This window comes from Virgibacillus sp. M23 (genome assembly GCF_034190895.1).
Classification (GTDB): Bacteria; Bacillota; Bacilli; order Bacillales; family Amphibacillaceae; genus Virgibacillus; species Virgibacillus salarius.
In genome coordinates this window covers 112,256-139,215 of the sequence record NZ_JAWDHA010000002.1, presented here as the reverse complement: position 1 = coordinate 139,215, position 26,960 = coordinate 112,256, and the positions used below count along the sequence as shown (strand labels likewise).

At 36.6% G+C, this 26,960-nt stretch carries 26 protein-coding genes; all 26 read right to left on the bottom strand.

The genetic code is table 11. The features are described from left to right. Positions 1 to 102 precede the first annotated feature (102 nt). Positions 103 to 1,302: a PDZ domain-containing protein gene (locus RVS70_RS01565; protein ID WP_240455768.1), complete on the bottom strand. Its 1,200-nt coding sequence runs from the start codon at positions 1,300 to 1,302 to the stop codon at positions 103 to 105. Positions 1,303 to 1,412: 110 nt separating this feature from the next. Then, a complete protein-coding gene (locus tag RVS70_RS01560) occupies positions 1,413 to 2,870 on the bottom strand; it encodes a S41 family peptidase (protein WP_121605675.1) in 1,458 nt (485 codons plus the stop codon). 236 nt (positions 2,871 to 3,106) lie between these two features. Next, complete coding sequence (locus RVS70_RS01555; RefSeq protein WP_321132416.1) at positions 3,107 to 4,477, bottom strand: murein hydrolase activator EnvC family protein; 1,371 nt, start codon at positions 4,475 to 4,477, stop codon at positions 3,107 to 3,109. Between the two features lie 78 nt (positions 4,478 to 4,555). Beyond that, positions 4,556 to 5,449, bottom strand: a complete 894-nt coding sequence (gene ftsX, locus RVS70_RS01550) for a permease-like cell division protein FtsX (protein ID WP_026682009.1) — start codon at positions 5,447 to 5,449, stop codon at positions 4,556 to 4,558. Further along, a complete protein-coding gene (gene ftsE / locus RVS70_RS01545) occupies positions 5,439 to 6,125 on the bottom strand; it encodes a cell division ATP-binding protein FtsE (protein ID WP_026682010.1) in 687 nt (228 codons plus the stop codon). Before ftsE ends, ftsX begins: the two co-directional genes overlap by 11 nt. A gap of 484 nt (positions 6,126 to 6,609) precedes the next feature. Beyond that, positions 6,610 to 6,978 carry a cytochrome c551 gene (gene cccB / locus RVS70_RS01540; protein WP_166530823.1) on the bottom strand — a complete coding sequence of 123 codons (369 nt, stop codon included), beginning with the start codon at positions 6,976 to 6,978 and terminating at the stop codon, positions 6,610 to 6,612. Between the two features lie 231 nt (positions 6,979 to 7,209). Then, positions 7,210 to 8,311, bottom strand: a protein-coding gene (prfB, locus tag RVS70_RS01535; RefSeq protein WP_121605677.1) for a peptide chain release factor 2 whose coding sequence is annotated in 2 segments (ribosomal slippage) — positions 7,210 to 8,238 and positions 8,240 to 8,311 — 1,101 coding nt in all. Because the reading frame shifts where the segments join, the coding sequence is not laid out codon by codon here. 71 nt (positions 8,312 to 8,382) lie between these two features. Continuing rightward, positions 8,383 to 10,896 carry a preprotein translocase subunit SecA gene (secA, locus tag RVS70_RS01530; RefSeq protein WP_026682013.1) on the bottom strand — a complete coding sequence of 838 codons (2,514 nt, stop codon included), beginning with the start codon at positions 10,894 to 10,896 and terminating at the stop codon, positions 8,383 to 8,385. 712 nt (positions 10,897 to 11,608) lie between these two features. Continuing rightward, positions 11,609 to 13,138: an alkyl hydroperoxide reductase subunit F gene (gene ahpF / locus RVS70_RS01525; protein ID WP_166530882.1), complete on the bottom strand. Its 1,530-nt coding sequence runs from the start codon at positions 13,136 to 13,138 to the stop codon at positions 11,609 to 11,611. Between the two features lie 12 nt (positions 13,139 to 13,150). Next, a complete protein-coding gene (gene ahpC / locus RVS70_RS01520; RefSeq protein ID WP_026682015.1) occupies positions 13,151 to 13,714 on the bottom strand; it encodes an alkyl hydroperoxide reductase subunit C in 564 nt (187 codons plus the stop codon). Between the two features lie 545 nt (positions 13,715 to 14,259). Then, on the bottom strand, positions 14,260 to 14,817 hold the full coding sequence (hpf, locus tag RVS70_RS01515) for a ribosome hibernation-promoting factor, HPF/YfiA family (RefSeq protein ID WP_026682016.1): 558 nt from the start codon (positions 14,815 to 14,817) through the stop codon (positions 14,260 to 14,262). 477 nt (positions 14,818 to 15,294) lie between these two features. Continuing rightward, a complete protein-coding gene (locus RVS70_RS01510; protein ID WP_026682017.1) occupies positions 15,295 to 15,648 on the bottom strand; it encodes a flagellar protein FliT in 354 nt (117 codons plus the stop codon). After that, on the bottom strand, positions 15,648 to 16,049 hold the full coding sequence (gene fliS, locus RVS70_RS01505) for a flagellar export chaperone FliS (protein WP_026682018.1): 402 nt from the start codon (positions 16,047 to 16,049) through the stop codon (positions 15,648 to 15,650). The genes RVS70_RS01510 and fliS overlap by 1 nt, the downstream gene beginning before the upstream one ends. Positions 16,050 to 16,079: 30 nt before the next feature. Continuing rightward, positions 16,080 to 17,558, bottom strand: coding sequence for a flagellar hook-associated protein 2 (locus RVS70_RS01500; RefSeq protein ID WP_026682019.1), 1,479 nt, complete (start codon positions 17,556 to 17,558; stop codon positions 16,080 to 16,082). Between the two features lie 26 nt (positions 17,559 to 17,584). Then, complete coding sequence (gene flaG, locus RVS70_RS01495) at positions 17,585 to 17,947, bottom strand: flagellar protein FlaG (protein ID WP_226983542.1); 363 nt, start codon at positions 17,945 to 17,947, stop codon at positions 17,585 to 17,587. A 71-nt stretch (positions 17,948 to 18,018) separates the two neighbouring features. Further along, a complete protein-coding gene (gene csrA / locus RVS70_RS01490) occupies positions 18,019 to 18,237 on the bottom strand; it encodes a carbon storage regulator CsrA (protein WP_026682021.1) in 219 nt (72 codons plus the stop codon). Between the two features lie 3 nt (positions 18,238 to 18,240). Then, the gene (fliW, locus tag RVS70_RS01485; RefSeq protein ID WP_121605681.1) at positions 18,241 to 18,690 is read right to left on the bottom strand and encodes a flagellar assembly protein FliW; all 450 of its coding nucleotides are present in this window, start codon (positions 18,688 to 18,690) and stop codon (positions 18,241 to 18,243) included. A gap of 15 nt (positions 18,691 to 18,705) precedes the next feature. Beyond that, positions 18,706 to 19,269, bottom strand: a complete 564-nt coding sequence (locus RVS70_RS01480) for a DUF6470 family protein (RefSeq protein WP_026682023.1) — start codon at positions 19,267 to 19,269, stop codon at positions 18,706 to 18,708. A 67-nt stretch (positions 19,270 to 19,336) separates the two neighbouring features. Beyond that, positions 19,337 to 20,206 carry a flagellar hook-associated protein FlgL gene (flgL, locus tag RVS70_RS01475; protein WP_026682024.1) on the bottom strand — a complete coding sequence of 290 codons (870 nt, stop codon included), beginning with the start codon at positions 20,204 to 20,206 and terminating at the stop codon, positions 19,337 to 19,339. A gap of 9 nt (positions 20,207 to 20,215) precedes the next feature. Next, complete coding sequence (flgK, locus tag RVS70_RS01470; protein WP_321132415.1) at positions 20,216 to 21,742, bottom strand: flagellar hook-associated protein FlgK; 1,527 nt, start codon at positions 21,740 to 21,742, stop codon at positions 20,216 to 20,218. A 23-nt stretch (positions 21,743 to 21,765) separates the two neighbouring features. Further along, the gene (locus RVS70_RS01465) at positions 21,766 to 22,260 is read right to left on the bottom strand and encodes a flagellar protein FlgN (RefSeq protein ID WP_026682026.1); all 495 of its coding nucleotides are present in this window, start codon (positions 22,258 to 22,260) and stop codon (positions 21,766 to 21,768) included. 136 nt (positions 22,261 to 22,396) lie between these two features. After that, the gene (flgM, locus tag RVS70_RS01460) at positions 22,397 to 22,657 is read right to left on the bottom strand and encodes a flagellar biosynthesis anti-sigma factor FlgM (RefSeq protein ID WP_026682027.1); all 261 of its coding nucleotides are present in this window, start codon (positions 22,655 to 22,657) and stop codon (positions 22,397 to 22,399) included. Positions 22,658 to 22,746: 89 nt separating this feature from the next. Beyond that, complete coding sequence (locus RVS70_RS01455) at positions 22,747 to 23,157, bottom strand: TIGR03826 family flagellar region protein (RefSeq protein ID WP_026682028.1); 411 nt, start codon at positions 23,155 to 23,157, stop codon at positions 22,747 to 22,749. 43 nt (positions 23,158 to 23,200) lie between these two features. After that, a complete protein-coding gene (locus RVS70_RS01450) occupies positions 23,201 to 23,878 on the bottom strand; it encodes a ComF family protein (RefSeq protein WP_321132414.1) in 678 nt (225 codons plus the stop codon). A 4-nt stretch (positions 23,879 to 23,882) separates the two neighbouring features. Beyond that, positions 23,883 to 25,265 carry a DEAD/DEAH box helicase gene (locus RVS70_RS01445; protein WP_121605939.1) on the bottom strand — a complete coding sequence of 461 codons (1,383 nt, stop codon included), beginning with the start codon at positions 25,263 to 25,265 and terminating at the stop codon, positions 23,883 to 23,885. A 332-nt stretch (positions 25,266 to 25,597) separates the two neighbouring features. After that, a complete protein-coding gene (locus RVS70_RS01440; protein ID WP_026682031.1) occupies positions 25,598 to 26,440 on the bottom strand; it encodes a DegV family protein in 843 nt (280 codons plus the stop codon). Between the last annotated feature and the right edge of the window lie 520 nt (positions 26,441 to 26,960).

Below are 26,960 nucleotides of genomic sequence, written 5' to 3'. Positions count from 1 at the left end.
ACTACTTGGCTTAACGCAGTCATTGCACTGATTTTATACTTTCTTAACTTATTAAAAAAACTGCCTTGGGATGGGATAGCCATCTTCAAGCAGTTTGTCCTTCTAACTTCCATATCCTATTTTGTTTTGTTTAATTCTACGATGCGGGCTGGAAGTAAAGATAATCCCTAATTCATGATGATCCCCTTCATATAAAGCGCCTTGCAGAAAACGCTTCTCACCGGCTCGATCAATTATTTCTAATTTAAAGAAAGCACCGCTTTTCTGTAGCGCCTCATAGAACTCCGTAATACTGACAACTTTATTTCCATTTACTCTCGCAATTGATTCTCCAGCTAATATATCTAAACGATCTGCTGGAGAATTAGGAATAACAGACAAAACTTTTAGCCCCTTATCAGTAGGTTGAAAAAAGCCTGATCGTTCATGATCTTTCGTACGATGTCGATAATTTAGATACTCTCTTCCAGCTATTCCTACAATTACTCCTGCCAAGGAAAGCCATGAATAATAGCTACTTCCCCATGCAGTTAGAAGCACAAGGAAACTGAGAATCATCATGGATTTCGCCAATTTACCAGCCGAAACCATGGGATCGTTACCTCGAACAATATGATCAAATCCAATGATAAAAGGAATCAATATTAAGCTAAAGGACTGCTCCCCTATTGTAAAATAGGGCCAATATGGAGCAAAAGAGGTTATTAAGCCTGTTGGTATAAGTATGAAAAAAGGAATCACAGCCAGCTTTTTTATATGATGCTGTCCCATCCACCCCCCTCGGCTACCTTGAACAAGTTCTGGATAGGTTTTGCCTTTGCGTGCCTTTAATAAGAGAATGCTTTCAGCAACAAGGAATATACCTATTAAGATAACTAATCCTTGGTAATTAATAGTAGAAAATAATTCGGCTGAGACTATCTTTTGCTTCTCCATTACAGTTGGAAGGAATAGGAGTACGAAATAGGAAATTCCCAGTGTATAGCTTGCAGAAAGTAATGTGAATCTCCCAGTAATACTGACAAGAATTGTTATGATACAAAATAGCAGGATCGTTGTATATGAAAAAACAACCCCTAGCCCAATAGTTATAGCTGACACAATTAGTCCTAATAGAATAGAATAAAGCCATGTGCCCTTCCACTCAGAGAACATATCAAATATCTTTATCCCAAAATCCATTCTCTCTCTTCTAATTCTCTTTTTCCCTGCAAGAAAAACTAATAATATGGCCCAATATAATAATGGATTTAGAAGGACCCTTCCAATCCCCTTAACGATTTCAATGAACCAAGCTTCCAACAATATACTCACCTTCTCTATGCAACGATGTACTATTTCATTTATTCGACATCAAGGGAATGACTTCCTGCTCGATTGGAAAATCCGCGAGTAATACCCGCGGATTACTATTATTCGTATATTTCTGCTAAAGCTTTTTCTAACTGCTTATCGTCTTCACCATTTCTTATTTTATCAACAACCGCTGTTTCGATTAATCCTGCCGTTTTTTCATCTACCTTACCAGTTGAACTCACATCATTGGCAGATTGAAAATCTTTAACAGCTTCTTCCGTTTTTTCACTAAAATAGCCATCTATTCTTCCAGGATCATAACCTAATCCTTTTAACATAATCTGCACATTCTTAATATTATCTCCTGTATGATCAAGAGTCAGTGGCTCTTCAATCTGTACGGGATTTGTATAATAATAATCTGCTTGCTTTGCTTCAATGGTAGGTTTTACCCCTTTTTCATGAATCCAATTGCCTTCAGGGGAGAGCCATTTAAAAAATGTTAATTTGATGGTACTTCCATCGCCCAATGGAACTGCTTGCTGAACGGTACCTTTACCAAAACTTGTTTGACCAACTACATCATAGCCCATTTCTTTCATAGCAACTGCCAAAATTTCAGATGCTGATGCACTTCCCTCATCAATTAATACACTAATTGGATACTCTTTTCTCTCCTCAAGTTCAGAATATGAAGGAGATTTTTCTCCATTTTGATCTTCTACTTGAACGTAAGGCATATCATTTGGGACGAATTGTTTTAATATATCCTCCACGACATCTAATAAACCGCCTGGATTTCCTCGGACATCAATAACCAGCCCTTTAATTCCATCCTTTTCCATCTTATCTAGCTGTTCTGTAAATTCATCAGCTGTACGCTCAGAAAAATTGGTTATTTCGATAATACCCGTTTTCTTTCCATCTACTGTTTCCGTTTTGCTATAAACGGTTTCAACTGGAATAGTGTCTCGTGTAATTGTCACATTAAATGGTTCAGAAACTCCAGCACGCTGTATTTCTAGCTCAACTTTAGACCCTTTTTCACCGCGAATCTTAGCCACCGCTTCATTAAGATTTAACCCATCTAAACTTTCCCCATCTACTTGAAGCACTTGGTCGTTAGGTCGTAGGCCAGCTTTTTCCGCTGGTGAATCTTTAATTGGGGCCACAATGGTTACTGTATCATTCACCATACTTACTTCCGCACCAATACCTTCGAACGAAGACTCAATTTGCTCATTAAATTGCTTCATTGTCTCCACGTCCATATACGAACTATACGGATCCTCTAATGATGTCAGCATCCCTTGAATTGCTCCTTCAATTAATTGCTGATCATCTACATCCTCTAAATAATTTTCTTTTATAAGATTAAACGCTTGACCTACTTTGTTCATTTCCTTTGGGGTATTTGTCTCTTTAGCCCCCTCTATATTTTCAGTTATCGCTTTATTATCTTGTGCGTCATTATTATTAGACTGAGCAAGCTTTACACCAGCATAGCCGCCTCCAAGTCCTAAAAGTAATGCACAAACGAGAAGTAGTACTATATGTATCTTTCTTAAATTCATTATTTCACCCCAACTATTTTAATCAAAATAACATGTAATATTAAAAAGCATACCACTATCTTTCTCTTATGACTATGGTTTTACTACGCTTTTTATGTAATTATACAACGAAAGAGCAGAAAAAGACATCATACCATAAAGGATGATGCCTTTTTCTAATACTTACAATTGCTCATTTTAATCCACTGCTATTATTTTCGTATACACTAACAATCTTTAGAAAACAGCCTTTGCAATTAATTTAAGTAATTTAATGGGTTTACAGAATTACTTTTTGCAGCATTCCAGCCACCAACATGTACCTCAAAATGTAAATGTGGTCCAGTCGATGCACCAGAGTTCCCTGTTGCCCCAATTTGCTGACCTTGGCTAACAACCTGTCCAGCTGAAACGGATATACTGCTTAAATGTGCATATAATGTTGTATAGGTTGTACCGTCAATGTTATGGGTAATCATAATGGTATTACCATATCCACTCATAACACCCGCTCTAATAACGACACCTGAAGCAGCAGCTTTTAATGGTGTGCCTATAGATGCTCCAATATCCATACCAGCATGTAACTTTTTCTTACCTGTTATAGGGTGGACTCTATATCCATAATCAGAGGTTTTATAACCAGCTGCTGGCCAAATAAAGATACCGCTTCCTCCACCTGATCCACCAGAGCCTGAGCTAACAGAAGACTGAGAATTACCAGAAGAAGAATTAGTGGTTGCCTTTTTTTGTTTTTCCTTCTCCTTAGCTAATTGTGCTAACTTACTCTTTTCGTTCTCCGCTACCTGCTTTGCTTTTTCCACAGCTGACGCTTGTGCAGCAAGTATCTCTTTTTCTTCTTGCACACTCACTTTATATTCTTCTAAATCTTCATGTTCTTTTTCTAGTGAAGCCATCATCGTTTCTTTCTCAGACATTTGCTTGTTAAGTTGCGATTTCAAAGCAACTAGCTCTGATTTCTGATCCTCTAATGCTAGCTTACGATCTTCTACTTCACTTTTCTTATTCTCAATGTCCGCCTTGTTTTTTTCTAAGGCCAATTTATCAGCAGTTTGTGCTTCCATTATTGTTTTGTCTTGATCCATAATTGTGTTTACCGCTGAAGAGCGACTAATAAAATCACCGAAGCTTTGCGAACCAAGAATAACCTCTATGTATTTCATGTTACCGCCATTCTTTTGTATATTACGTAGGCGGTCTTTCAGTAACTGTTCACGTTTTTTTATGCGTTCTTTCAATAGTACAATTTCTTCTTTTAACTTTTCAATTTGGCTCTTTAAATCCTCAATCTTTTTATTTGTCGCAGAAATCTCATTTTCTTTATTTTCAATTTTATTCCTAGTATTGGAAAGCTTTTGGTCAATTGAATTTATATCAGCTTCTACCGAATCCTGCTTGTTTAAATTTTTATCAATTTTTTCTTCCGTTTCTTTTTTATCACGATTTAATTCGCTTTGCTCTTTTTCGAGTTCCTTTTGTTCCTTTTCCAAGTCACTTATCTTTTTATCGAGCTCGTCTGTTGACTCAGCTGACACTGGGCTAGTATAGAAGGATAGTGATGTGCTTACTAAAATGACCGTCAGCAAAGATGGTATTACTTTCTTCATTCAAATATTCCCCTTTCCCTCTGTATAAATTTCAAACAATGCTCCAAAATGGCTCCTTACAAATGACACACGCACAAACTAAACCTTTAAGAATTTACGTACACTCATAACACTTCCCCATACACCAATGACTGCACCAATGGCTAAAATAATCAACGATAGCTGTATCGCGAATGGATTATATGGCAAAATTTCAACGAAGCTGTAGTGAATACGCTGGCTCACTGTATTAGCTAAGTAATAATAGCCTGAAAGCACAATGGCAATTGGTATAATTGATCCTAATATTCCGAGCAACATCCCTTCGATAAAAAACGGCCATCTGATAAAGCCGTTGGTTGCACCAACTAGTTTCATAATGCCAATTTCCTTACTACGTGCCATAATTGTAATTTTAATCGTGTTGGAAATAAGAAAAATAGCTGTAAATAACAAGCCTACAATTAAGACCAATCCGATTGATCGTGCGTATTTATTAAATTCAAAAAGCTTTTCTACAACACCTTGACCATAATTAACCTCTTGAACGCCTTTAAGCTCTGAAATCTTCTTTGCGACCGGAGCAGTATCCTGAGGATCTGCTGTTCGTACAATGTAAACATGGTTTAAAGGATTATCCTGTTCAAACATTTGCCACGTTTGACCATTTTCACCCATGCTGTCAATTAATTTATTTAACTCATCATCCTTAGATGAGAAAACAACTGAATCTACACCATCAATCTGCTTAATCTCGTTACCTAGTTGCTGTATCTCTTGTTGGTTTATAGTCAAATCTATCAAGGCATTAATCTCAACATCGTCCTCGATATTGTCAGCCATCTGATTTAAGTTCATCATTAGCGCTAAAAAAGCACCAACTAAAATCAACGTAGTTGTTACAGCACCAACTGATGCGATCGTCATCCAACCATTTCGTCCAATATTTTTAAACCCTTCACGTATATGACGCATTAATGTTCTAATTTTCATAGCCGTAATCACCTCGGTGTTCATCTCTTGCGATTAATCCATCTTCAATGGCAATTACACGGTTTTTGAAAGTATTAACAATTTCCTTACTATGTGTAGCCATAATTACCGTTGTTCCACGATCATTGATTTCTTCTAAAATTTTCATGATGCCCCAGGACGTATCTGGATCTAAATTCCCTGTTGGTTCGTCAGCAATCACAATTTTGGGATGGTTTACAATAGCTCTAGCTATAGAAACGCGCTGCTGTTCACCACCTGAAAGTTCATCAGGAATGAACCGAGCCTTATTTTTAAGACCAACAAGCTCTAGAACATCCATCACTCGTTTTCGAATCAAACTTGGGGGCTGCTCTATTACTTCTAATGCAAAAGCAATATTTTCATAGACTGTTAGTTTTGGGAGTAATTTAAAGTCTTGGAATACAACTCCAATATCCCTACGTAACAGGGGAACTCTTTTTTCTTTTATTTCATTTACGTTAACATCGTTTATGTAGATGGAACCTTTAGTTGGCCTGACTTCCCGGTACATTAATCTTATAAATGTTGATTTCCCAGCACCGCTTGGTCCTACAATATAGACGAATTCGCCTTGCTTAATATCGACATTTATACCATTAAGTGCTGTTACACCATTGGCATATGTTTTATATACGTCTTTCATTAATATCATAATGCAATCACCTTTATCTTTTAGTTGTCATTCTTAGATGTGTGCCTCTTTTTTTTAGAATTCATAACAATACACGCTTCCATTTTTAATTAATCATATGTAAGTGATACTCCATCATTATAACATCTTTCGCCAGGATTTTTAGACATAAAATTATTACATTTATATTTCAAAAGTCGTAGTTTATTGAAATATTTTGTCATATTTTAAATAAATAAGTGGGTTTTTAGGCGAAAATCAAGTGGAAATATGAGGGAAAATACCTATTTTCATAAATTAAACTGAATTTCAACTCACTTCAGACCTAGTATCATTTAACGGTTGCGCTATCTATATATATACGTTAATTGTTTTGAGAAGCAGGGGGTGGTTTCGAGAAGGATTCTGTTTTTAAAGCTTTTTTTGTCGAAGGATAGTTATTGAAGTCAAAATAAAAAGCTTGTCTACTGAATATCTTCAATCAGACAAGCCTTTTAATCATACATTATTTTTTTTGAGCTAACCAATCTGCAAGTAATTGTACGTCATCTCCAGATGCCATGCCAGCAGGCATAGATCCTTTACCATTTTTAATTATGTCGGCAATTTCATCTGAGGAAAGCTTCGAACCAACCTGTGTTAGATCAGGGCCATTCCCACCTGATAAATCAGCGCCGTGGCAGGAAGCACAATTACTTTTGAATACATCTTCAGCAGCAGCGGTATCTACAGCTCCACCTTCTGAATCTGATGGCTCTTCTGTGCCAGTATCCCCGTTATCAGCTGGCTCTTCAGAAGCATTATCGTCCCCACCGCCACATGCACCGAGCACAAGTGCAGTACCGAAAAGCATTGTTAATAACCACTTTTTCATAGCCTAAATCCCCCTATCAAAAATATTGTAATGGCTTAACAGTTTTATTATAACCCATTATGTGGGTTTTAAAACCCTTTATACCAACATTAAATAACACGAAAAAGGCTAGAAAGCAATTGCCATACGGACTAAGACCATTTGTGTCCATTTCATGAAATTATTGCTAATAACAGCTATTTGCAGCATTTTTCTAAGCTCTAATTATCTACAGGTGATTTCTTACTTATTTTATTTCATCTGATATCTTAAATAAGCATCAATAAATGGATCAATCTCTCCGTCCATTACACCTTGTGTATTTCCTACTTCTACATTTGTACGGTGATCCTTTACCATAGAATACGGATGAAAAACATAGGAGCGAATTTGACTTCCCCAGCCAATTTCCATTTGCTCGCCACGAATTTCGGCTAATTCCTGCTGTTGTTTTTCAATTTCCAATTGATATAATTTCGATTTTAACATTTTCATCGCAGCTTCTCTGTTTTTTATCTGTGAGCGCTCATTTTGACACGTCACGATTACATTTGTAGGTAAATGGGTAATACGCACAGCTGAATCAGTAGTATTAACATGCTGCCCTCCTGCACCACTCGCTCGATACGTATCTACCTTAATATCTTCTGATTTCATTTCAATATCTACATCCTCGGTCATTTCTGGCGTTACATCACAGGACACAAAGGATGTGTGGCGGCGCCCTGAAGAATCAAATGGTGATATTCGTACCAATCGGTGTACACCTTTTTCAGCCTTTAAATAACCGTAAGCATTGTGACCTTTAATTAATAACGTAACGCTTTTCAATCCCGCTTCCTCACCGGCTAAGTAATCTAACATTTCTACTTTGAAGTTTTTTGTTTCTGCCCAGCGTTGATACATTCTTAATAGCATGCTCGCCCAATCCTGAGACTCTGTTCCACCAGCGCCTGGGTGTAGCTCCAGAATCGCATTATTAGCATCATACGGCTCACTTAAAAGAAGTTGTAGCTCAAAATTGTTCATTTGTATGCGCAGTTCATGGAGATCCTTTGTAAGATCCTCAAATAACTCTGCATCATTTTCTTCCTTTACTAACTCATAGGATACCTCTAAATTGTCAAGAAACTCTTCTAATTCCTCAAATTTATTCACATATTCCTTTAAACCATTAACCTCACTAATGACTTTTTGTGCTGTTTCTTGGTCATCCCAGAATGATGGAGCAGCCATTTTTAATTCTAACTCTTTAATACGTTGAGTTTTTTCGTCTAAGTCAAAGAGACCCCCTAAAATCATTAATTCGCTTACTCATTTGGTCTAATTCATTTCTTATTTCAACTAATTCCATCCTAATCACCTCAATTTGTATTTGGCAATAAAACACTCCACTGGTTTCAGCGGAGTGCTTTATCCATTTCACTATTTCCCATGGCAATTTTTATATTTTTTACCACTGCCGCACGGACAAGGGTCATTACGACCAATATCCTGTTGTTTTACAAATGGCTTACGTGTTTTCTTTTTCTCTTCCTGACTGCCGGAAACTGCCTGTGTATTTTTCACAACTTCCTGCCGTTGCAGATTATCTCTAATTTCAGCTTTCATAATGTACTTGGCAACTTCTTCGTTAATATTTTCGATCATTGCTTCAAACATTGAGAAGCCTTCAAGTTGATATTCACGTAACGGATCATTCTGTCCATATGCACGTAAATGAATTCCTTGACGTAATTGATCCATTTGATCAATATGATCCATCCATTTCGTATCAACCGTTCTTAAGAGAATTACTTTTTCAAACTCGCGCATTTGTTCTTCTGTTAGTTCTTGTTCTTTTTGATCATAGCGAGCTCTCACTCTCTCCATAATCCATTCATTGATTTCCTCTGGATCTTTTCCTTTTAAATCATCTACAGCAATTTGATCTTGATCTAGGAGGCTACCTTGTACATATTCAACAATCGCCTTATAATCCCAATTATCCTCATCATCATCCTGCGTATGTGTTGCTACAACACGTTCAAGTGTTGAAATAATCATGTTCTCAATAATCTCTCGTAATTCTGTTTCAGATTCAATAACATCAAAGCGTTGCTTATAAATAATTTCTCTTTGTTCTCGTAAAACATCGTCATAAGATAGGACTGTTTTACGTGCATCAAAGTTATTCCCTTCCACTCGTTTCTGAGCTGATTCAACAGCACGAGATACCATTTTACTTTCAATTGGCTGTGAATCTTCCATTCCGAGTCGCTCCATCATCGATTTCAAATTATCAGAGCCAAATCGACGCATTAACTCATCTTCCATGGATAGGTAGAATTGAGACATCCCTGGATCACCTTGTCGTCCAGAACGTCCACGTAACTGATTATCGATACGACGTGATTCATGACGTTCCGTACCAATAACAGCGAGTCCTCCAAGATCAACAACACCTTCACCTAACTTAATATCGGTTCCGCGTCCAGCCATATTAGTAGCAATGGTTACGGCTCCCTTTTGTCCAGCATTCTCTATTATCTCTGCTTCGCGAAAGTGATTTTTAGCATTTAATACATCATGTTTCACGCCAGCCTTCTTCAATAATTTTGATATTAACTCAGAAGTTTCAACAGCAACAGTACCAACTAATACTGGCTGTCCTGTTAAGTGACGTTCTTTTATTTCCTCTACAACTGCTTGAAACTTACCTTGCATGGATTTATAAATCAAATCAGCTCGATCGTCACGGATAATCGGTTTATTTGTCGGAATAGCAATAACATCCATATTATAGATGTTTCTGAACTCTTCCTCCTCCGTTTTCGCCGTACCAGTCATACCTGCCAATTTATTATACATTCGGAAGAAGTTTTGAAAGGTAATAGACGCAAGCGTCATACTCTCGTTTTGAATTTGTAATCCTTCTTTCGCTTCTATTGCTTGATGTAAGCCATCACTATAACGACGACCTTTCATTAATCGACCTGTGAATTGGTCTACAATAACTACTTCTCCTTCTTCTACCACATAGTCATCATCACGATGCATCGAAACATGAGCCTTCAGAGCCTGATTAATATGATGCGTTAATGATACATTGTTTAAATCAAACAAGTTCTCAATCGAAAAATAGCTTTCCGCTTTATTTATCCCTTCCTCTGTAAGTTGTACCCCTTTTGTTTTTTCATCGTAGGTATAATCACCTTCCTTGGAAAGTGTACTTACAAAGCTATTCGCTTGCTGATAAAGTGACGCAGACTTCTTAGCTGAACCGGAAATAATTAAAGGTGTTCGTGCTTCATCTATTAATATCGAGTCAACCTCATCAATAATTGCAAAATTCAAAGGACGTTGTACCATTTGCTCCTTGTAAAGGACCATATTATCTCTCAAGTAATCAAAACCATATTCATTGTTCGTACCATAGGTAATATCCTGATTATACGCTTCCCTTTTTTGTTCTTTTGATAACCCATTTCCATTAAGCCCAACTGTTAGTCCTAAAAATTGATAGAGCTCTCCCATCTCCTGCGCGTCACGACTTGCCAAATAATCATTGACTGTAATTATATGAACACCTTTACCAGAAAGTGCATTTAAGTATGCAGGCATGGTAGAAGCTAATGTTTTTCCTTCCCCGGTTTTCATCTCAGCAATGTTACCTTCATGCAAAGCAATAGCACCCATTAACTGCGTTTGGAAAGGTCGCATTCCTAGTACACGTTTAGATCCTTCACGAACCACTGCATATGCTTCTACAAGCATATCGTCTAAAGTTTCTCCATTTTGATACCTTTCTTTAAACGCTTCTGTTTTTTCTTGTAGCTCCTGATCAGTTAACTTTTCCATTTCTGGTTCTAATGCCTCTATTTTATCCACTGTTTTTTGCAGCCGATTCAATTGTCTTTGCGTTCCATCACCAAAAATTTTCTTTAATATTCCAGCCATTATACATGCACCTCAATATCTATCTTAAATAAGATTTTCTATCTGATTTTATACTATAATTATCGTACGTAAAGAATTAGCGTCTTTTATCAATAATAACACTTTCTAAAGAAAGATGACAACTACTGACATTGCACAGTTCTTAGATGAAAATTCTTGTATCTCTTCTGTTTTTCAAATGAATTATCAAGGGAATATGTTCCACTTCAAGTATGTATCAGTACAAATCAATGTAAAAAGAGTGGTTTGAGGATAAACCACTCTTCTAAGGAAAGGGATTATAGAGGATTCTGTGAGAAAAGACAGTCGCTTTTCTAGCGAAGTATGCTTAGGAATGTTTATAAAAGACTGTCGGAGAGACAAAGCGATATAAACATTCCTTTTTTAGACTGACATTGCTGTAAAATGTACGTGTTAGATCATTCACCTCCTAAATCATTTGCCTTATTTATATCACAACACTGGGTATCATGACTAATCACCATTTTTAAATTTTAGAGTTAAATTCGACAAATAATTCAAACGAAATAAGCTGTTCGGATAAGATTTTAATGACATTTTCCAAGAATGCCTTAGATAATCTAATCCATTTTAAGATTTCAGCAATTTTAATTACAATTTTCGACATTGATCCATTTGTACTATCAATTAAAAGAACCTCTTACTGCCGATTGGTAGTATAGAGGTCCTTTTATTATTGGCTATTTATTTACTAATTCCGGATAAGATAGTCAAATGCACCTAAAGATGCGTTCGCTCCTGATCCCATAGAAATAATGATCTGGTTATACGGTCCATCCGTACAGTCTCCTGCCGCAAACAATCCCGGAACATTCGTAGCTCCGTGCTTATCAACAATGACCTCACCGATGTGATTACACTCAACCTTACCATCTAACCACTCCGTATTTGGTACTAAACCTATTTGTACGAACACACCTTGTAAATCGATATGTTTTTCCATACCTGTGTGACGTTCTTTATACGTAATCCCATTTACATTGTCGGTTCCTGTAATTTCAGTTGTTTGAGCATTTGTCAAGACTGTGACATTAGCTAGACTATTAAGGCGCTTTTGCAAAACATCATCTGCTTTTAATTCTTGATTATACTCAAGAACAGTTACATGTCTTACTACGCCAGCAAGATCTATTGCAGCTTCAATTCCCGAGTTGCCACCACCGATAACCGCTACATCTTTTCCTTCAAACAAAGGACCGTCACAATGTGGACAATAGGCAACGCCTTTATTTTTGAATTCCTGTTCACCAGGAACGCCGACATTACGCCAACGAGCACCTGTTGCAAGGATGATCGTTTTGCTGTTAAGGACTGCTCCATTTTCAAGCGTAAGCTCAAAGAGGTCTTTCTTTTTTAAGCTACTAGATCGCTGTAAATTCATTACATCTATGTCATATTCTTTCACATGCTCTTCAAGACTTGCTACAAGCTTCGGACCTTCTGTATGTTTTACACTAATAAAGTTCTCGATGCTCAGTGTATCAAGAACTTGACCGCCAAAACGCTCCGTAACAATACCTGTTCGGATTCCTTTACGCGCTGCGTAAATTGCTGCACTTGCACCAGCTGGCCCACCGCCAATAACAAGAACATCATAGGGATCTTTGTTAGCAAGCTCAGAGGCATTCAATCCACTGCCTAACTTAGCAAGAATTTCTTCCATTGTCATACGGCCACTGCCAAAAGATTCCCCATTTAAATAAACCGTCGGCACTGCCATGACATTTTTATCTTCTACTTCTTCTTTATATGCTGCGCCATCAATCATCGTATGCGTAATATTAGGGTTAAGCACGGTCATTATATTTAGTGCTTGAACAACATCCGGGCAATTATGACAAGTAAGACTAATGTAAGATTCAAAATGATATTCTCCATTAATAGTTTGAATCTTATCTATAACGCTTTGGTCTACCTTCGGTGGCCTACCACTAACCTGCAGCAATGCTAACACTAATGATGTGAACTCATGACCTAAAGGAACACCTGCAAATACAACTCCTGTATCCTCTCCAACTCGATTCACACTAAAGCTAGGGGTTCTTTCTAAAGGAGCTTTTTCAACAGTTATTTTAGTAGACATAGTAGCTAGTTCTTCAAGTAGAGCCAGCATTTCATTAGAAATAGCATCCGAACCCACACTTACTTTAATAACAATATCGTTTTCTAATAGCTGCATATATTGATTTAATTGTGCTTTGATATCTGCTTCAAGTACCATTTCGTGCACTCCTTAGATTTTACCTACAAGATCAAGGCTTGGTTTAAGCGTTTCAGAGCCTTCTTCCCAATTAGCTGGGCAAACTTCGCCTGGGTTGTTACGAACATATTGAGCAGCTTTAATTTTGTTTACTAGCGTGCTTGCATCACGTCCTATACCATCTGCATTAATTTCCACTGTTTGGATAATACCATCTGGATCAATAATGAATGTACCACGATCTGCAAGACCTGATTGTTCATTTAGCACTTGGAAATTACGAGAAATAGTTTGCGAAGGATCACCAATCATCGCATATGTAATTTTTCCAATTTTTTCAGAGCTATCATGCCAGCCTTTGTGTACAAAATGTGTATCTGTAGAAACAGAATATACTTCAGCTCCAAGCTCCTTTAACGTGGCGTATTGATTTTGTAAATCTTCAAGTTCCGTTGGGCATACAAAACTAAAATCGGCAGGATAAAAGCAGATAACACTCCACTTGCCTTTAAAGTTTTCTTCCGTTACCTCAATAAACTCACCATTTTTATAAGCATTTGCTGTGAATGGTTGTACTTCAGTACCAATAAGTGACATAAATAATCTTCCTCCTAAAATGTGTTCTGAAAAGAAATGAAGCTTATGCTTTCATTTCCTAAAATAATTCTAATCACGTACTTATTATTAAGTGGATGTCGTTTTTTGTCAAGAAAAACACTGTATATGTTCGAATTATGTCACATTAAAGAGCCTTTAAAGGTTTTATATCAACATTCTATGTATATGTAAGAATATTTATTGATTATTATTCTCAACTAAACTTATAAACTAGAAGGAAGTATAGTAGCTGTTGTTTAGAGGAACAAAAACGCAAGCGCCCCGATTAGAAATGTTGCTACTGGAGCGATTCAACGGAGATAAAGGAATTATGGTGTGCTTGCGAGCCGATGATGACTATCGTAGAGCGATGCGTAAAGTCGCCTAGTTCCGGGTACTGAAGCAGGACGAGGCTCAACACACCCAGATTTATCTTTATAATTCCCAAGACTACGAAAAAGCCCACGAAGAAAATTTATATCCCTCCGTGGGCTTTTCGGTTAATTGTATTTTTCGATAACATCTTTTATATTTTCGATTCGGTTTTATGCATTCGGTTCAATTAATCCATATTTCCCATCATTACGACGGTAAACAACATTTGTATCTCCATTTGCTGCATTTTCAAAAACATAGAATGCATGTCCTAACATGTCCATTTGCAGAACAGCTTCTTCAGAATCCATTGGTTTCAAGTCAAATCGTTTCGTTCTTACAATTTCAATTTCATCAGATTCTTCTTCTAAAGCAACACTTGCTGCTTCTTTTTCTAATTCAGCAAACACATGTTTCGCTGCACCGTTTTGTTTAAATTTACGATTTACTTTCGTTTTATGCTTTCGGATTTGTCTTTCAAGCTTATCGACAACTAAATCGATGGCAGCGTAAAGATCTACGTGTTGAACCTCTCCGCGTAGTAACAGATTGGTCATTGGGATAGTAACCTCTATTCTCTGCTCATCATTATAGACACTTAAATTAACATGTACCTCAGATGTTGGTGGTGTATCAAAATATCTTTCTAGTTTACTTATTTTCTTCTCCACATAATCTCTTATTGATCCTGTCACCTCAAGATTTTCACCACGAATGTTAAATTTCATTAAAGTGTCCTCCTTTCAGCTTATATATATATTATACAACGTTTCCCAAGGAAATTCCTTTCTAAACTATTCAAACAGCAAATAAAACAGGGGGAATATTGGTCTATGCCTTGCTATTGCTAGAATTGACGGTTTACAATTTCCTTAAAAAATTTACAACTACTTCATACTTATTTCTCAACATAGTTAGAAATGTAAATAAATCTTAAAAAGAGAAAATAACTACAGTTGTAGAAATTTTCTCTTTTTCCTATTCACTATTCTATAAAGTGAAGCTTCCATCCGCTTTTTACTGAAAGAAATACGTACAAAGGCTTCATTCGCCACGTCCTGTGGCAACGCCTTTGTGACCTACTTCCATGTAGGCCCGAACCAATCGGACATTTACTGGCAGTTGATCCCTCACTTCACCATATTGGTTTTTCTTCATTGCTTGAGGTAGGGGCTTACTGCCAGTTATATGCGGGGAAAATATACCTAATTTTTACTATCCAAAAACATACCATCTTTGGACTGAACATTTTTATACGGATCACTATACTTTCTATTGGATTGTTTTTGTTTCTTTATTTGCTTCATTTCTAGCTTTAATTCATGAAATAGTTGCTGCATCTTATGTTGAATCCCATCATTTAAATCCACTAATGCTCGTCCCGTTTCCTTCTCCATATCTGAATAGGGTGGAGTCAATGCTTTCATCTGTTCTCCCCTTTTTTCAATCAGGGAATTTATTTGTGATATGACAGATTCACGATCCTTTGCATCGATTTTTTGCTCTAATACTTCTTTTAGTTTTATTGTAGTTTCATATAAAGGAGTTAATCGATTCATTAGACATGAGCACCTTGTGCATATTGTTTTTTGCGCGTCTCTAATATAACTTGTTTCCATGTATCTCGGAATTCGATAGTATAACCAAGTACTTCTTCTAATAAGGATGTATCATTTTTTATATTCGCTTCCTTTAACTGAAATAACATATACTCATAAAGTGGCAAGAATTGATTAGATATTTCAATTTTTGGATCCAAAGTGATCATTAATTCTTGAATTATTTTTTGTGCCTTTTGTATATTCGTATTTTTGGCTTCATAGTTTTTACTATCCAAATCCTTCATTGCTTGTTTTATAAATTTAATACATCCATTGTATAACATTAAAGTTAGTTCCGCACCAGAGGCTGTATTGACAGCATTATTTTTATATGCTTGATGTTGCTTATTCGGTGACATTTGGTTCACTCCTTAACTTACATTTTACATTTAAGCGCCAAACTGCGACATTAGCTGTGCTGACTGCTGATTCATCCGTGAAATTGCCTTTTCCATAGCTGTGAATTGATTCCAGTAACGTGTTTCTACTTTAACCAAACGATCCTCAAAAGCTGATATTCTTTTATCCAGATCTTTCATTCTTTTTCCTAATGTATAGTTTTCTAATGTATCTGTACCGCCACCAGCTTTTTCACCAATCTTAGACATTGTTGAACTTAATGCATCTTCTAAACGATTTACCAATCCACGTGATGCACCTTCATCGTTGTTAGTAAATAGCTTTTTCACATCTGCTGGATTATCTTGAAGTGCTTTCCTCAATTCTTTTGGGTCTACGACTAGCTTACCACCATCTAAGTAATTCTTGGATGTTTCAATTCCTATTTGTGTCAAAGAAGTATATTCTCCGCCTGTTTCAACCTTGGAGTACCAGCTCTGCCTTAAATTAAATAATCCTCCTGAAATAGTAGATTCTCCACGAAGCAATCCACTTTTTGCTCGTTCTTCCCACAGTTCGATTTCTTTATCAGACATTTCTTTCTTTTGTTCATCTGTTAACGGTTGGTAATCTCTGAATTTTTCCTCTTGTTGAGAAGAATTTAGCGCCTCGACCACTTCATTGTATTTATCTACAAACTTCATAATAGCTTCATAGGAAGCTTCTACGTCATTGGTGACAGTTAATTTAGCGTTTTTACCATCCGTAGTATTTTTAAATTCAAAGTCAATTCCGTTCAAAGAATAAGAATTGGTTTTAGATTCCATTACTAATCCACTGTTATTATACTCAAACTTAGCATTTTCTCCGCCTTTTTCATTCGCTACATCCATTTTTAGTACAGATTGTAAAAATGATCCATTAGCAAATTGAATCTCAGCACCATCAGGGGCTGTTCCTTGATTGTAATCACCTGTTCTAGTTGTCTCCATAATCACTTTATTCGATTGATTGTCATAAAACATTCGAACATTATTATCATCATTCGATACACGCTTCAGTACATCATTCAGTGTATCTCCTTCCTTTATCGTATAGGAGTACTTCTGTTCATCACCATTTTCATCAAATGTCGAAAATTCAACCTTGGTTCCATGATAGGAAGCGTCTAATTCCTCTGTTGGATCAATCGCAAGTTCTCCTGAACTTACATTAATTGCAGAGCTAGCCAACTGACTTACTTTGACTTGATAAGTTCCATTAGATGTACTCGGTGTAGCTGTTGCTGTAACGGCATCGTCTATCGATGAGCTTACTGATTTCGAATTATACGTATAACTCATTTTCATATCGTACATGAGGTTATCCAGCTCGGTTAATTTCTTATTAATTTCTCGAAATGCATCTCTTTTCCATTCAAGCGTCGTTCTTTCTTGTTCCATTTTATCTAATGGTATTCGTTCAGCACTCATTAGTTTGTTTACGAGTGAATCAATATCCATTCCACTAGCCAATCCGCCAATACGCATCATTATCTCTCCTTTTAAAATATGTCCTATATTTTCTCATCGATTAATATTCCCATGAATTCAGCCATTTCAGCATACATATCTAGCATCTTCTTAGGAGGTATCTCTTTTATAATTTCATCTGTTAATGGATTCACAACAGTGACATAGTACTCATTTAATTTTTCATGGTACTTAAATCGTAAATCTGTTCGCAATGGCTCAATGAAGTTATTCAGCTTAGAAATAGCTGTCTCTAATTGCTTACCTATTACTTCCTCTGTTTGATTTTGTTGTGAGCTGTACCCTTTGTTACCTTCGGATCTTTCCGACATTCTTACTTGGTTGTTACTCTGATCATGAAGCCGTGGATGTGATCCGGTCACTATTTGATCTAACCGCATACCCATATTACTTCCAACCCTTTTCTTTTCTTTTTATATCGGTACATTAGCAAAATTTATTAAATAGAGTGAAACAACTACTTATTTTTTAATAATTGTACTAACTCATTAGAGATGTTAGCAGCCTGATTATTTTCTTCTTTTATGTCTAAATAAAGCTCTTTGCGATAAATATCGATTGATTTTGGAGCACCAATTCCAATTTTTATTTGATCTCCATCAACAGCGAGTACTTTAACTTCAATATCTTCCCCTATTTGGATGGACTCATTTACTTTGCGAGTTAATACAAGCATCTTTTATTCCCCTTTCACTTTCGAAGAGTGCTTTGGTGAAATCGGTGCTCTTGTCGGATATTCATCTGTATTTATAATTAATTGCTTTCCTTTATTCTTAACAGAATTTATAATGATTGGTGCTTTTAAATTAATGGTACTAGAAGTAAAAGGTGCTTTTAATGTAACAATCGAAAGGACAACTACTTCCTCTTCACTAGATAATTGAAGTATCTCTATTATACTTTCATCCAAATTCAACGTATATTCTTCATAAAGATGATAAGGGTTTACTACAATAAAAGCAGTTTCTTTACTAGTAGTAGACTGAAGAATTTGAAATAATGGATTATCGGGAAAATCAAGCAAAACAAATTGTGTTTCATGATTAAATCCTGGTATTCCTGATGGAAAGTCAAGAACACTTGTTGATTCTATAGCTACCTCTCCAAAGTACTTCGTTTCAATGCGCATATTACTTCCCCTCTCCTAAGCATAAAGATTAACAACTTCAATGGTTAAATCCTGGTACTGCTTCATACTTACCGCTACTTCTCCCTGTTTATAGTGGTGCTCCACTTTATTCTGTTTTGCTTCAATGATCGGTTTATTGGTTTTTACATCAATATGTACCTTTGATGGTTGATAATTGACTTTTACAGAAAAAAGGGAAGGAATAAAGGCTATCCCTAAAGATTTTTGTGGTGATTGTGAATTTTGTACAGCTTGATTAACTATGGAATCCCCGTCACGTTCTATCTTCATTAATTCCGTTCCCTGCTGAGCACGTCGTCCCATTCCTTCCAGAACTGCGCTTTTTCCTTTTTCGGCGAATTGCTCATTCCTTTTTATAATAGACATACGGTTCATATCAGCAAAAGCTTTAGTTTGGTCAATTTCCAGCTTGGAAGGAGTCTTTGTAATGGTAACTTCTGCTCTTGGCTGTTGTATTGACAAATCTGCTTTCGGCTGTCGAATAGTTTGATCGCCAGGAATCTGTTCGATTTGAATTTTAGCCATTTGTGAATGCATGCGTAGCTGAGGAAATTTCATTACTAACTACTTCCTTTCATTATGTACAAAAGCCCTGTCACCCAAAAGGGGCAGGGCTTATAAAATGTTAACGAAGAAAATCAATAAGTGAAGGCTGAATAATTCTTGAACCTGCAGACAATGCTGCACGATGTAAGCTTTCCTGTGTAATTAAATTGGTTATTGCCTCTTCATAATCTACACTTTCATTTTCAGCCATTGTTTTCTTTGCAATGATCTCTTGTTCACTTAGTCGATTTTCAACAAGCTCCAAGCGATTCATCCTTGCACCTAAATCTGCACGGGCGTTAACTATTTGATTAATACCAGTATCAAGATCTTCAATACTTGCTCCAATACCAGCTTGGTTATCGTTCCCAAGATTTTCTATGAAGGTATCTATTTTATCAAAAAGTTCGTTACCAAATACTTCTTCTCCATTTACGTTTGCTTGAAGTTCAGTACCAGCTGCAACCGGTATTTTTATTGGATCCGTATTAGCATTAAATCCATTTGTTGCGTCGTATGGGGGCTCTGTTGTATTCGTACCGTTAAATATATACTTCCCATTTACTTGCGTATTGGCTATATTAATTAAATGTTCCTTTAACTGTTCAGCCTCTTTTTTTATATTTTCTCGTTCTTCTTCATCGTAAGTACCAGTGCTAGCCTGAACAGCTAATTCTCTTAACTTTTGCATTGTTTGTGTTGCTTTATCTAAAGCAGCATCAGAATTGTCCATCCAGTTATGAACTTCACCTGTATTTCGCATATATTGCTCAGCTTCATTTACTTGGCTGCGAAAATTTATCCCTTTCATCGCTATTACTGGATTATCAGAAGGGCGATTTATTTTTTTCCCTGTACTTACCTGATCCATATATTGATCAAGCTTCGCATAGCTATTTGATAAATTACGGAGCATATTATTTGAAAGCATACTTTGCGTAATTCGCATTATTTTCCCCTACCTTCCAACAAGTCCCATACTATTTATGATTTTGTCTAACATCTCGTCCATTGTAGTCATGCTTCTTGCTGCAGCATTATAAGCGTGCTGAAACCTAATCATATTTGACATTTCTTCATCTAACGAAACACTACTCACCGCCATACGTTGATCTTCCACTTGGGAACGAAGAATGGCTGTGTTGTTCGTCATTCGATTTGCCTCTTGAGCTTTAACACCCATTTCGCCAATTAATGACTGATAGAAACTGTTGATCGAAGTACTCTCTCCCAATGGGTTTCCATTCAAATTCTTATTATTAAATACTTCAGCTAAATTCAGTGCATTTGCACCTTCTCCATCCGTATCATTTGTACTTGCAGCAATTAAATCTGGGTCATCCAAAATGTCTTTATTGACCGTAATTCCTGCCGCTCCATCTTTTCCATCTTTAAACACAAAGAAGTCAATTCCATCAGACCCATCAAGCGCTTTTCCGTTATGGTGAACCTTATTAAATTCTTCTTTTAACGTATTAGCTAGTTTATCAAGATCAGCTAGCATGTCGGTATATGTACCAGTTACATCCCCATCACCATCAAAATCATGACCATATGAATCTATGAATCCTTTTAGTGAGCCATTCGTATTCATTACATCTAATTGCTGACCATTGACTGAAATTCCACTCACGGCAGCATAAGAATCATTACCATATGTTACCTCTATTTCATTTACTTGCTCTTGACCAGTTTGACCATTGACTAACACAACACTTGGGTTAAATGGTTCCCCTTTTTCATTTACAACTTCTATCGTTGCCATACCATCAGCAATTTCTGGAGAGCCTTCGCCACTTTTGGAGTAAGTAACTTTAATATTCATTTTATTAGAAAGCTCATCAATTAAACGATCTCTTTCATCGTATAAGTCATTTGATAAGTAACCATGTGGCTCAAGCTCTTTAATTTGTTCGTTAATATTATGAATTTGCCTTAATAATGCGTTTGTTTCTTTTACAGATGTATCAATCTGGTTCTTCAAATCGGAGCGAATCGATGATAATGATTCGGATAGATAATTGAATGTCTCAGCTACTGCAAGACCACGGTTAGCTACTACTGATCTAGCTCCTGAGTTATCTGGATTGACAGCTAAATCTTGTAAGCCATTCCAGAACTGATCAATCGTATGAGAGAGTCCACTATCTGAAGGCTCATTTAAAACTCCTTCCATACGACTTAGTGCATCTGCTCTTGCTGCCCAATAGCCAGATTTACTACTCTCAGCACGGTATTGATAATCTAAAAATTGATCACGAACACGCTGAACAGATCCTGCCTGTACGCCAGTCCCCATTTGCCCTGGTATTTGAGGTCTATTTCTAGAACCTGAAGGATACGGGTTCATGGTCTCAAAATTAACCCGTTGTCTTGTATATCCCTCTGTATTTGCATTTGATATATTGTGGCCTGTTGTATAAAGTGCAGATTGTTGAGCAAAAAGTGCCTGTTTTGCCATTTCTAATCCGTGAAATGTACTCATGTGCTACCTCCTAACGAATTCGTTTACGCTTTCGAGTCAAATACGGAACGTTTTGCTGTATCCGTGTTTTTTTCATTCTTATTTCCGTAATTAATATTGCGTATGGTTGGACTCATAACATCCAGTGATAGTTGTACAAATTGCATAGACTGATTTATTAAAGCGTGATTAAGCTGCTCTAGCTGTTTTAATTTCGTAATCGCCTGTGTTAATACTGTTGTCACTGTCGCTAACTCGTTTTTCTCATGACCATCTTTAGCAATTTCAAGTATGGTGGATATTGTTTTATCTTCACTGGCTACATCCATAGCTTGAAACCATGAATTTACAGCCTGAATTCGGTCCGCTTCTGCTTGTTCCGTTTTCCGAATAAGCTTCCTTTCTTTAACTAACAATCCCTGTAGTTCCTCTAAAGATCCTTTTTTTAATAGATCAGTTTTTAGTTCTGAAAGCTCAATCAGCTTATGGTGAAGGTCAACCAATACATCCATGGCTTCTTTTATTTTTTGCAAAGTCAATGACAATCCTCCCTATTCAGAACTTCATTTATTTTTTGACAGATTAGTAGGCAGTGAATTCTCTTCGTAACAGATAAATGCTCGATTCAATCATCATTCTCCCTGCCCATACCTTTTTACTACATTTGGTAGTGCTTTATTTTCCTGACCAAAAATCAATCATTTTTTCAGCTGTTTTGTCATAATTCACTTTATATTCTCCCGCTTCAACCGCTTCTTTTAATTTCTCAACACGTGCTGAACGAGCAGGATTCGGTTTTTCGTCTTCTTGTAATTGCTTTGCCTGATTAGAAATTTCAATTTGATCTTTTTTCATATCGTGTTTTACTTCCACTTGTTTGTTTATTTGTTGTTTATACGGATTATAATTAGGTTGATTCAATCCATTAATTTTCACTTCCACTCACCTCTTTTGAAAGCTATAACCGGTATCCATTTTATCATTATTAATATCGGTTGTTATACCGGAAAGTTTAAGAAAAAATATTATTTATCAAACATATAGTATGTTTTAACCTTGTCTTTTTTTTGTTCTTGTTTCATCCGCTGCTCATGTTCCTCATATCGCTGTAGCTCTTGTTTTAACTTCTCTGAACAACGTTGACATAGTTTTCCTGATGTAATGACTTCCCCACATTTTTCACACGGATATCCCACGTTCGGAAATTCGGTGGGTCGAAGCCTTTTTTCCTTCACAAACTTGATGATTAGCTCTTCATCAACTCCTGTTTGTTGAACAATTTCACTTAATGTCGCCTCTCGATTCTTGCGCTGTCGTAAAAATTGATAAACCTTTTGAAATGCCTCTTCCTCCCGTTTGTAGCAATTTTGACAAATATCACGAACTCCTTTTACAAATAAGTTGTCACAACGAGAACAATTTGCCAATTCAGCCATTGAAAATTCCCTCTTTTCATTTACATATATATTTTTTCGTACTTTAACCCCTAATTAAGGTAAAACCAAAAACCTCCGGACAACCATTCTCCTTTAGCACTTTTCCTGCATGTCTTAGCGTCGTTCCGGTTGTATATATATCATCGACAAGTATGACTGGTTTGTTAATACTTTTAGTAATGCTAAATGGATTTATCGACTGAATTCTTTCTTTTCTCGATTTTTTCGATTGCTTTTCACCTTCCATACGATGCAATACGAGTTCAGATTTAATTGGTAGAAAATCTGCTAAAATTTTTGCTTGATTAAAACCACGCTCTTTTTCCCTATCTTTGCTTAATGGAATAGGTACGGCTATCGCATGTTTTTTCATGGCAGCAAATGTAGGAGTAAACCCCTTTCTCACTGCGTCGCGGAATATATTGCCCAGTTCAACGTCTCCACGATATTTCCATTTCGCAATAAGTTCTTGCATAAATATATTATATTGAAAAATAGAATAATTAAAAACGAGTGTATCACGTTCCTTCTCCTTTTCCCACCTTTGGCAATCGAAGCATATTGCTTGTTCACATTGTCGACTACATTTGTGGCAACGATCCCCATCAATTTTTTCTAACAGTGAGTCACAATACACACATAGTTTTTTTATATCTGGAAAAAAGAAATTTTGCCAGGTCAGCTGCTGTATGATTGGTTCGGAGCACCATAAACAATACAATTTTTTAAAACCCTCCCTGTTTATTCATTTCTTTTATCATTTCAACTGCTTTGATCATAGCTATTGTTTTACCGTCATGAAAGAAAATAATTTCACCGGTAGGATCATCAAAACTTCTTCCAGCCCGCCCTGCGATTTGGACAAGGGCCGCTTCATCGAATACTTCATGTCCTGCATCAAGCACAGCAACATCAACAGCTGGAAACGTAACACCACGTTCTAAAATAGTAGTTGTCAATAATACTTGGATTTCTTTTTCACGAAATTGTTTGATCTTCCAATTCCTATCTTCATCTTGAGCATGTACGCAACTTAATGCCGAGGGCATTATAATAATCCCATGCTTTAGAAAAAACGTCGTAAGCGATTTTTCAAATTTTCTCGTGATTTCTACCGTTGGTAAAAAAATGAGTAGCTGTCTACCTTTATTTTCCCTCTGTTGTATCCAGTGAAGTAGTGCTGGTGGTGGAGTTGAATATTGAAGGTTTTTTCTTAATGATCTACATAGTTTTAATTTTGGAATTGGTAGTGGATATCCATGAAATCTTATTGGGACAAAAGTATACGACAATTGCTTTGTTGCCATTTGTAATCGGAATTTCAATCTGGGTGTAGCGGTTAAATAGATGGTAGTGCTGTTTAGCTTCTTTGCTCGCTTAGCGGCAAAAGCAAGGGATGGATCCTTATGATAAGGGAATGCATCAATTTCATCGATAATTATTAAGTCAAAGGCATGTTGAAAACGTAAGAGCTGATGAGTAGTACAGATAACCACTTGAGCAGTTGCTAATTTAACTTTACTCCCCCCATATAATGCATCTATAGGTACAGTTGAAAATGCTTTTTTAATACGAGGTTTTAATTCTAGAACAACATCTGTTCGGGGGGTTGCTATACAAATTCTCATTCCATACCGGAGAGCTTCCTCCATTCCTGGAAAAAGCATCTCAGTTTTTCCAGCTCCACAAACAGCCCAAATGAGCAAGGTGCTTTCCCGTTTCTGTATAGTCTGTACAATGCGTTCTGCTGCTTTAGCCTGCGCAAGTGTTAATTCTCCGTTCCAAGAACAAGCAGCTTCATATTTTTTCCAAGTTGGTATGGCTCCACTCCATATATAAAGGCATTCAGATTTAATAACTTTTCCCATCTCAATACATTTTCTACAATAGATAGAAGCTTTATCAAGGCTAGAAAATAAAAATCTATGTCGATTACCACAACGCTGGCATTTCCAAGTAAAACGCTCACGTACTATTGATGGTACTGGAGTAATAAGGCGATGATTTAGGAGTGTGTGAAATTGTCTATCATCTAGAGGTATCTCTTTTCTTAATAGTAACTTTCCGGAGAGTAATAAGGCGATGGTATCTAAATGGAGAGCCTTCATTTGCTGCAAATAAAATCACTTCCTTTCTCTAAAAAGTATGGTTATCTAATTATAGATAAAGTGAAGCTTCAATCCGTGGGGGGGTTTTGGATTGTTAGGTGAACCAATCGGACATTTACTGGCAGTTGATCCCACTCTTATCCATAGTGGTTCACTTTATTGCTTAAGGTGGGGGCTTACTGCCAGTTATATGCGAGGATAAAGAAGTGGTAGAGGGTAATTCAGTAAAAAATGAATGATAGTTTTTATGGAGAAATTGAGGCTTTACGATAGAGCTATCCTTCCAATGAGTAGACAGGAGCTGCATATTAGGCAGCTCCATAAGTTGAAGCTTATTTCTTATACCAGCCTACACCGAGTGCACCTTCACCGAGGTGTGTTCCAATAACAGGACCAAAGTAGCTAATCGAAGTATCCATCTCTGGATACTTCTCCAAAAAGCTTTTTTGCAACGCAATGGCATCTGATTCAGCGTTTGCATGGATAAAAACAACTTTTAATTGCTTGCCTTCACCTGCATCCTCATCCAATAATCCTAGGATCCGATTAATTGCTTTTTTCTTTGTACGGATTTTTTCAAAAGGAACAATTATTTTATTAACAAAATGTAAGATTGGCTTAACCTGTAATAAGCTCCCTACGATTGCTTGGGCACCATTTAACCTTCCACCACGTTGTAAATTACTTAGGTCATCTACCATGAAATAGGCCCGTAGTGATGACTTTATTTCATCAAGGCGTTCCATAATTTTCGTTGGTTGTTTACCTTCTTGTATCATTTCAACTGCCTCTAATACATAAAACCCCTGTGCCATACAGCTTATTTCAGAGTCATAGGGATACACTTCTATACCTTCAACCATTTCTCCTGCACTTGCAACTGCTTGATACGTACCACTAATACCACTAGAAAGATGAATAGATATGACCGCATCATAATCCTTGGCTAATTCTTCTAATTTGGACGTGATTAACCCTATAGATGGCTGTGATGTTTTTGGAAGTTCCTTTACCTCTCTTAATTTCTCGTAAAATTGATCGGTTGTAATATCTATTTCTTCTTGAAAGGATGCTTCTTCAAACTGAACGCTTAAAGGAACCATATGTATCTGTTTTTCTTCACGAACATCTTTGGTTATGTAAGCTGTACTATCTGTCATTACAGCGATTTTCATGACACCTTCTCCTCTTTACTAATGTTTTACGGTCATCAAATTAGTACTATTTGAATAATTTTCATGTGTTTGTAGTAACTGTTATATAAAGTGAACCTTCCATCCGTGGGGGGTTTTGTTTTTCCCCACGGATGGTTAGTTAAACCAATCGGACATTTACTGGCAGTTGATCCACACTTATCCATATTGGTTTCACTTGATTGCTTAAAGTGCGGATCTTACTGCCAGTTATATGCGGGATAAATCCGACATTGGTATTAATTCTATTTTATATATTTCGTAGCTAAAAAATAGCGTTTCAATAGTTTCTGTCATCTGCCCTGTTTCCATACTCTATTCACAAAAAAACGTCGCTACTAACTGCTGCACGTTAACTAGCACTAATGTTATATTACACTCATTTATTTTACATGAACCTATTAAAAAATGCATCAGTAAAGTGAAAAAAGCACGTGCATACTTCAAGTTAAAACTAAGGTAATTGGAGCATTTCTATGGTTCCTTTAAAGCTGATACAGAT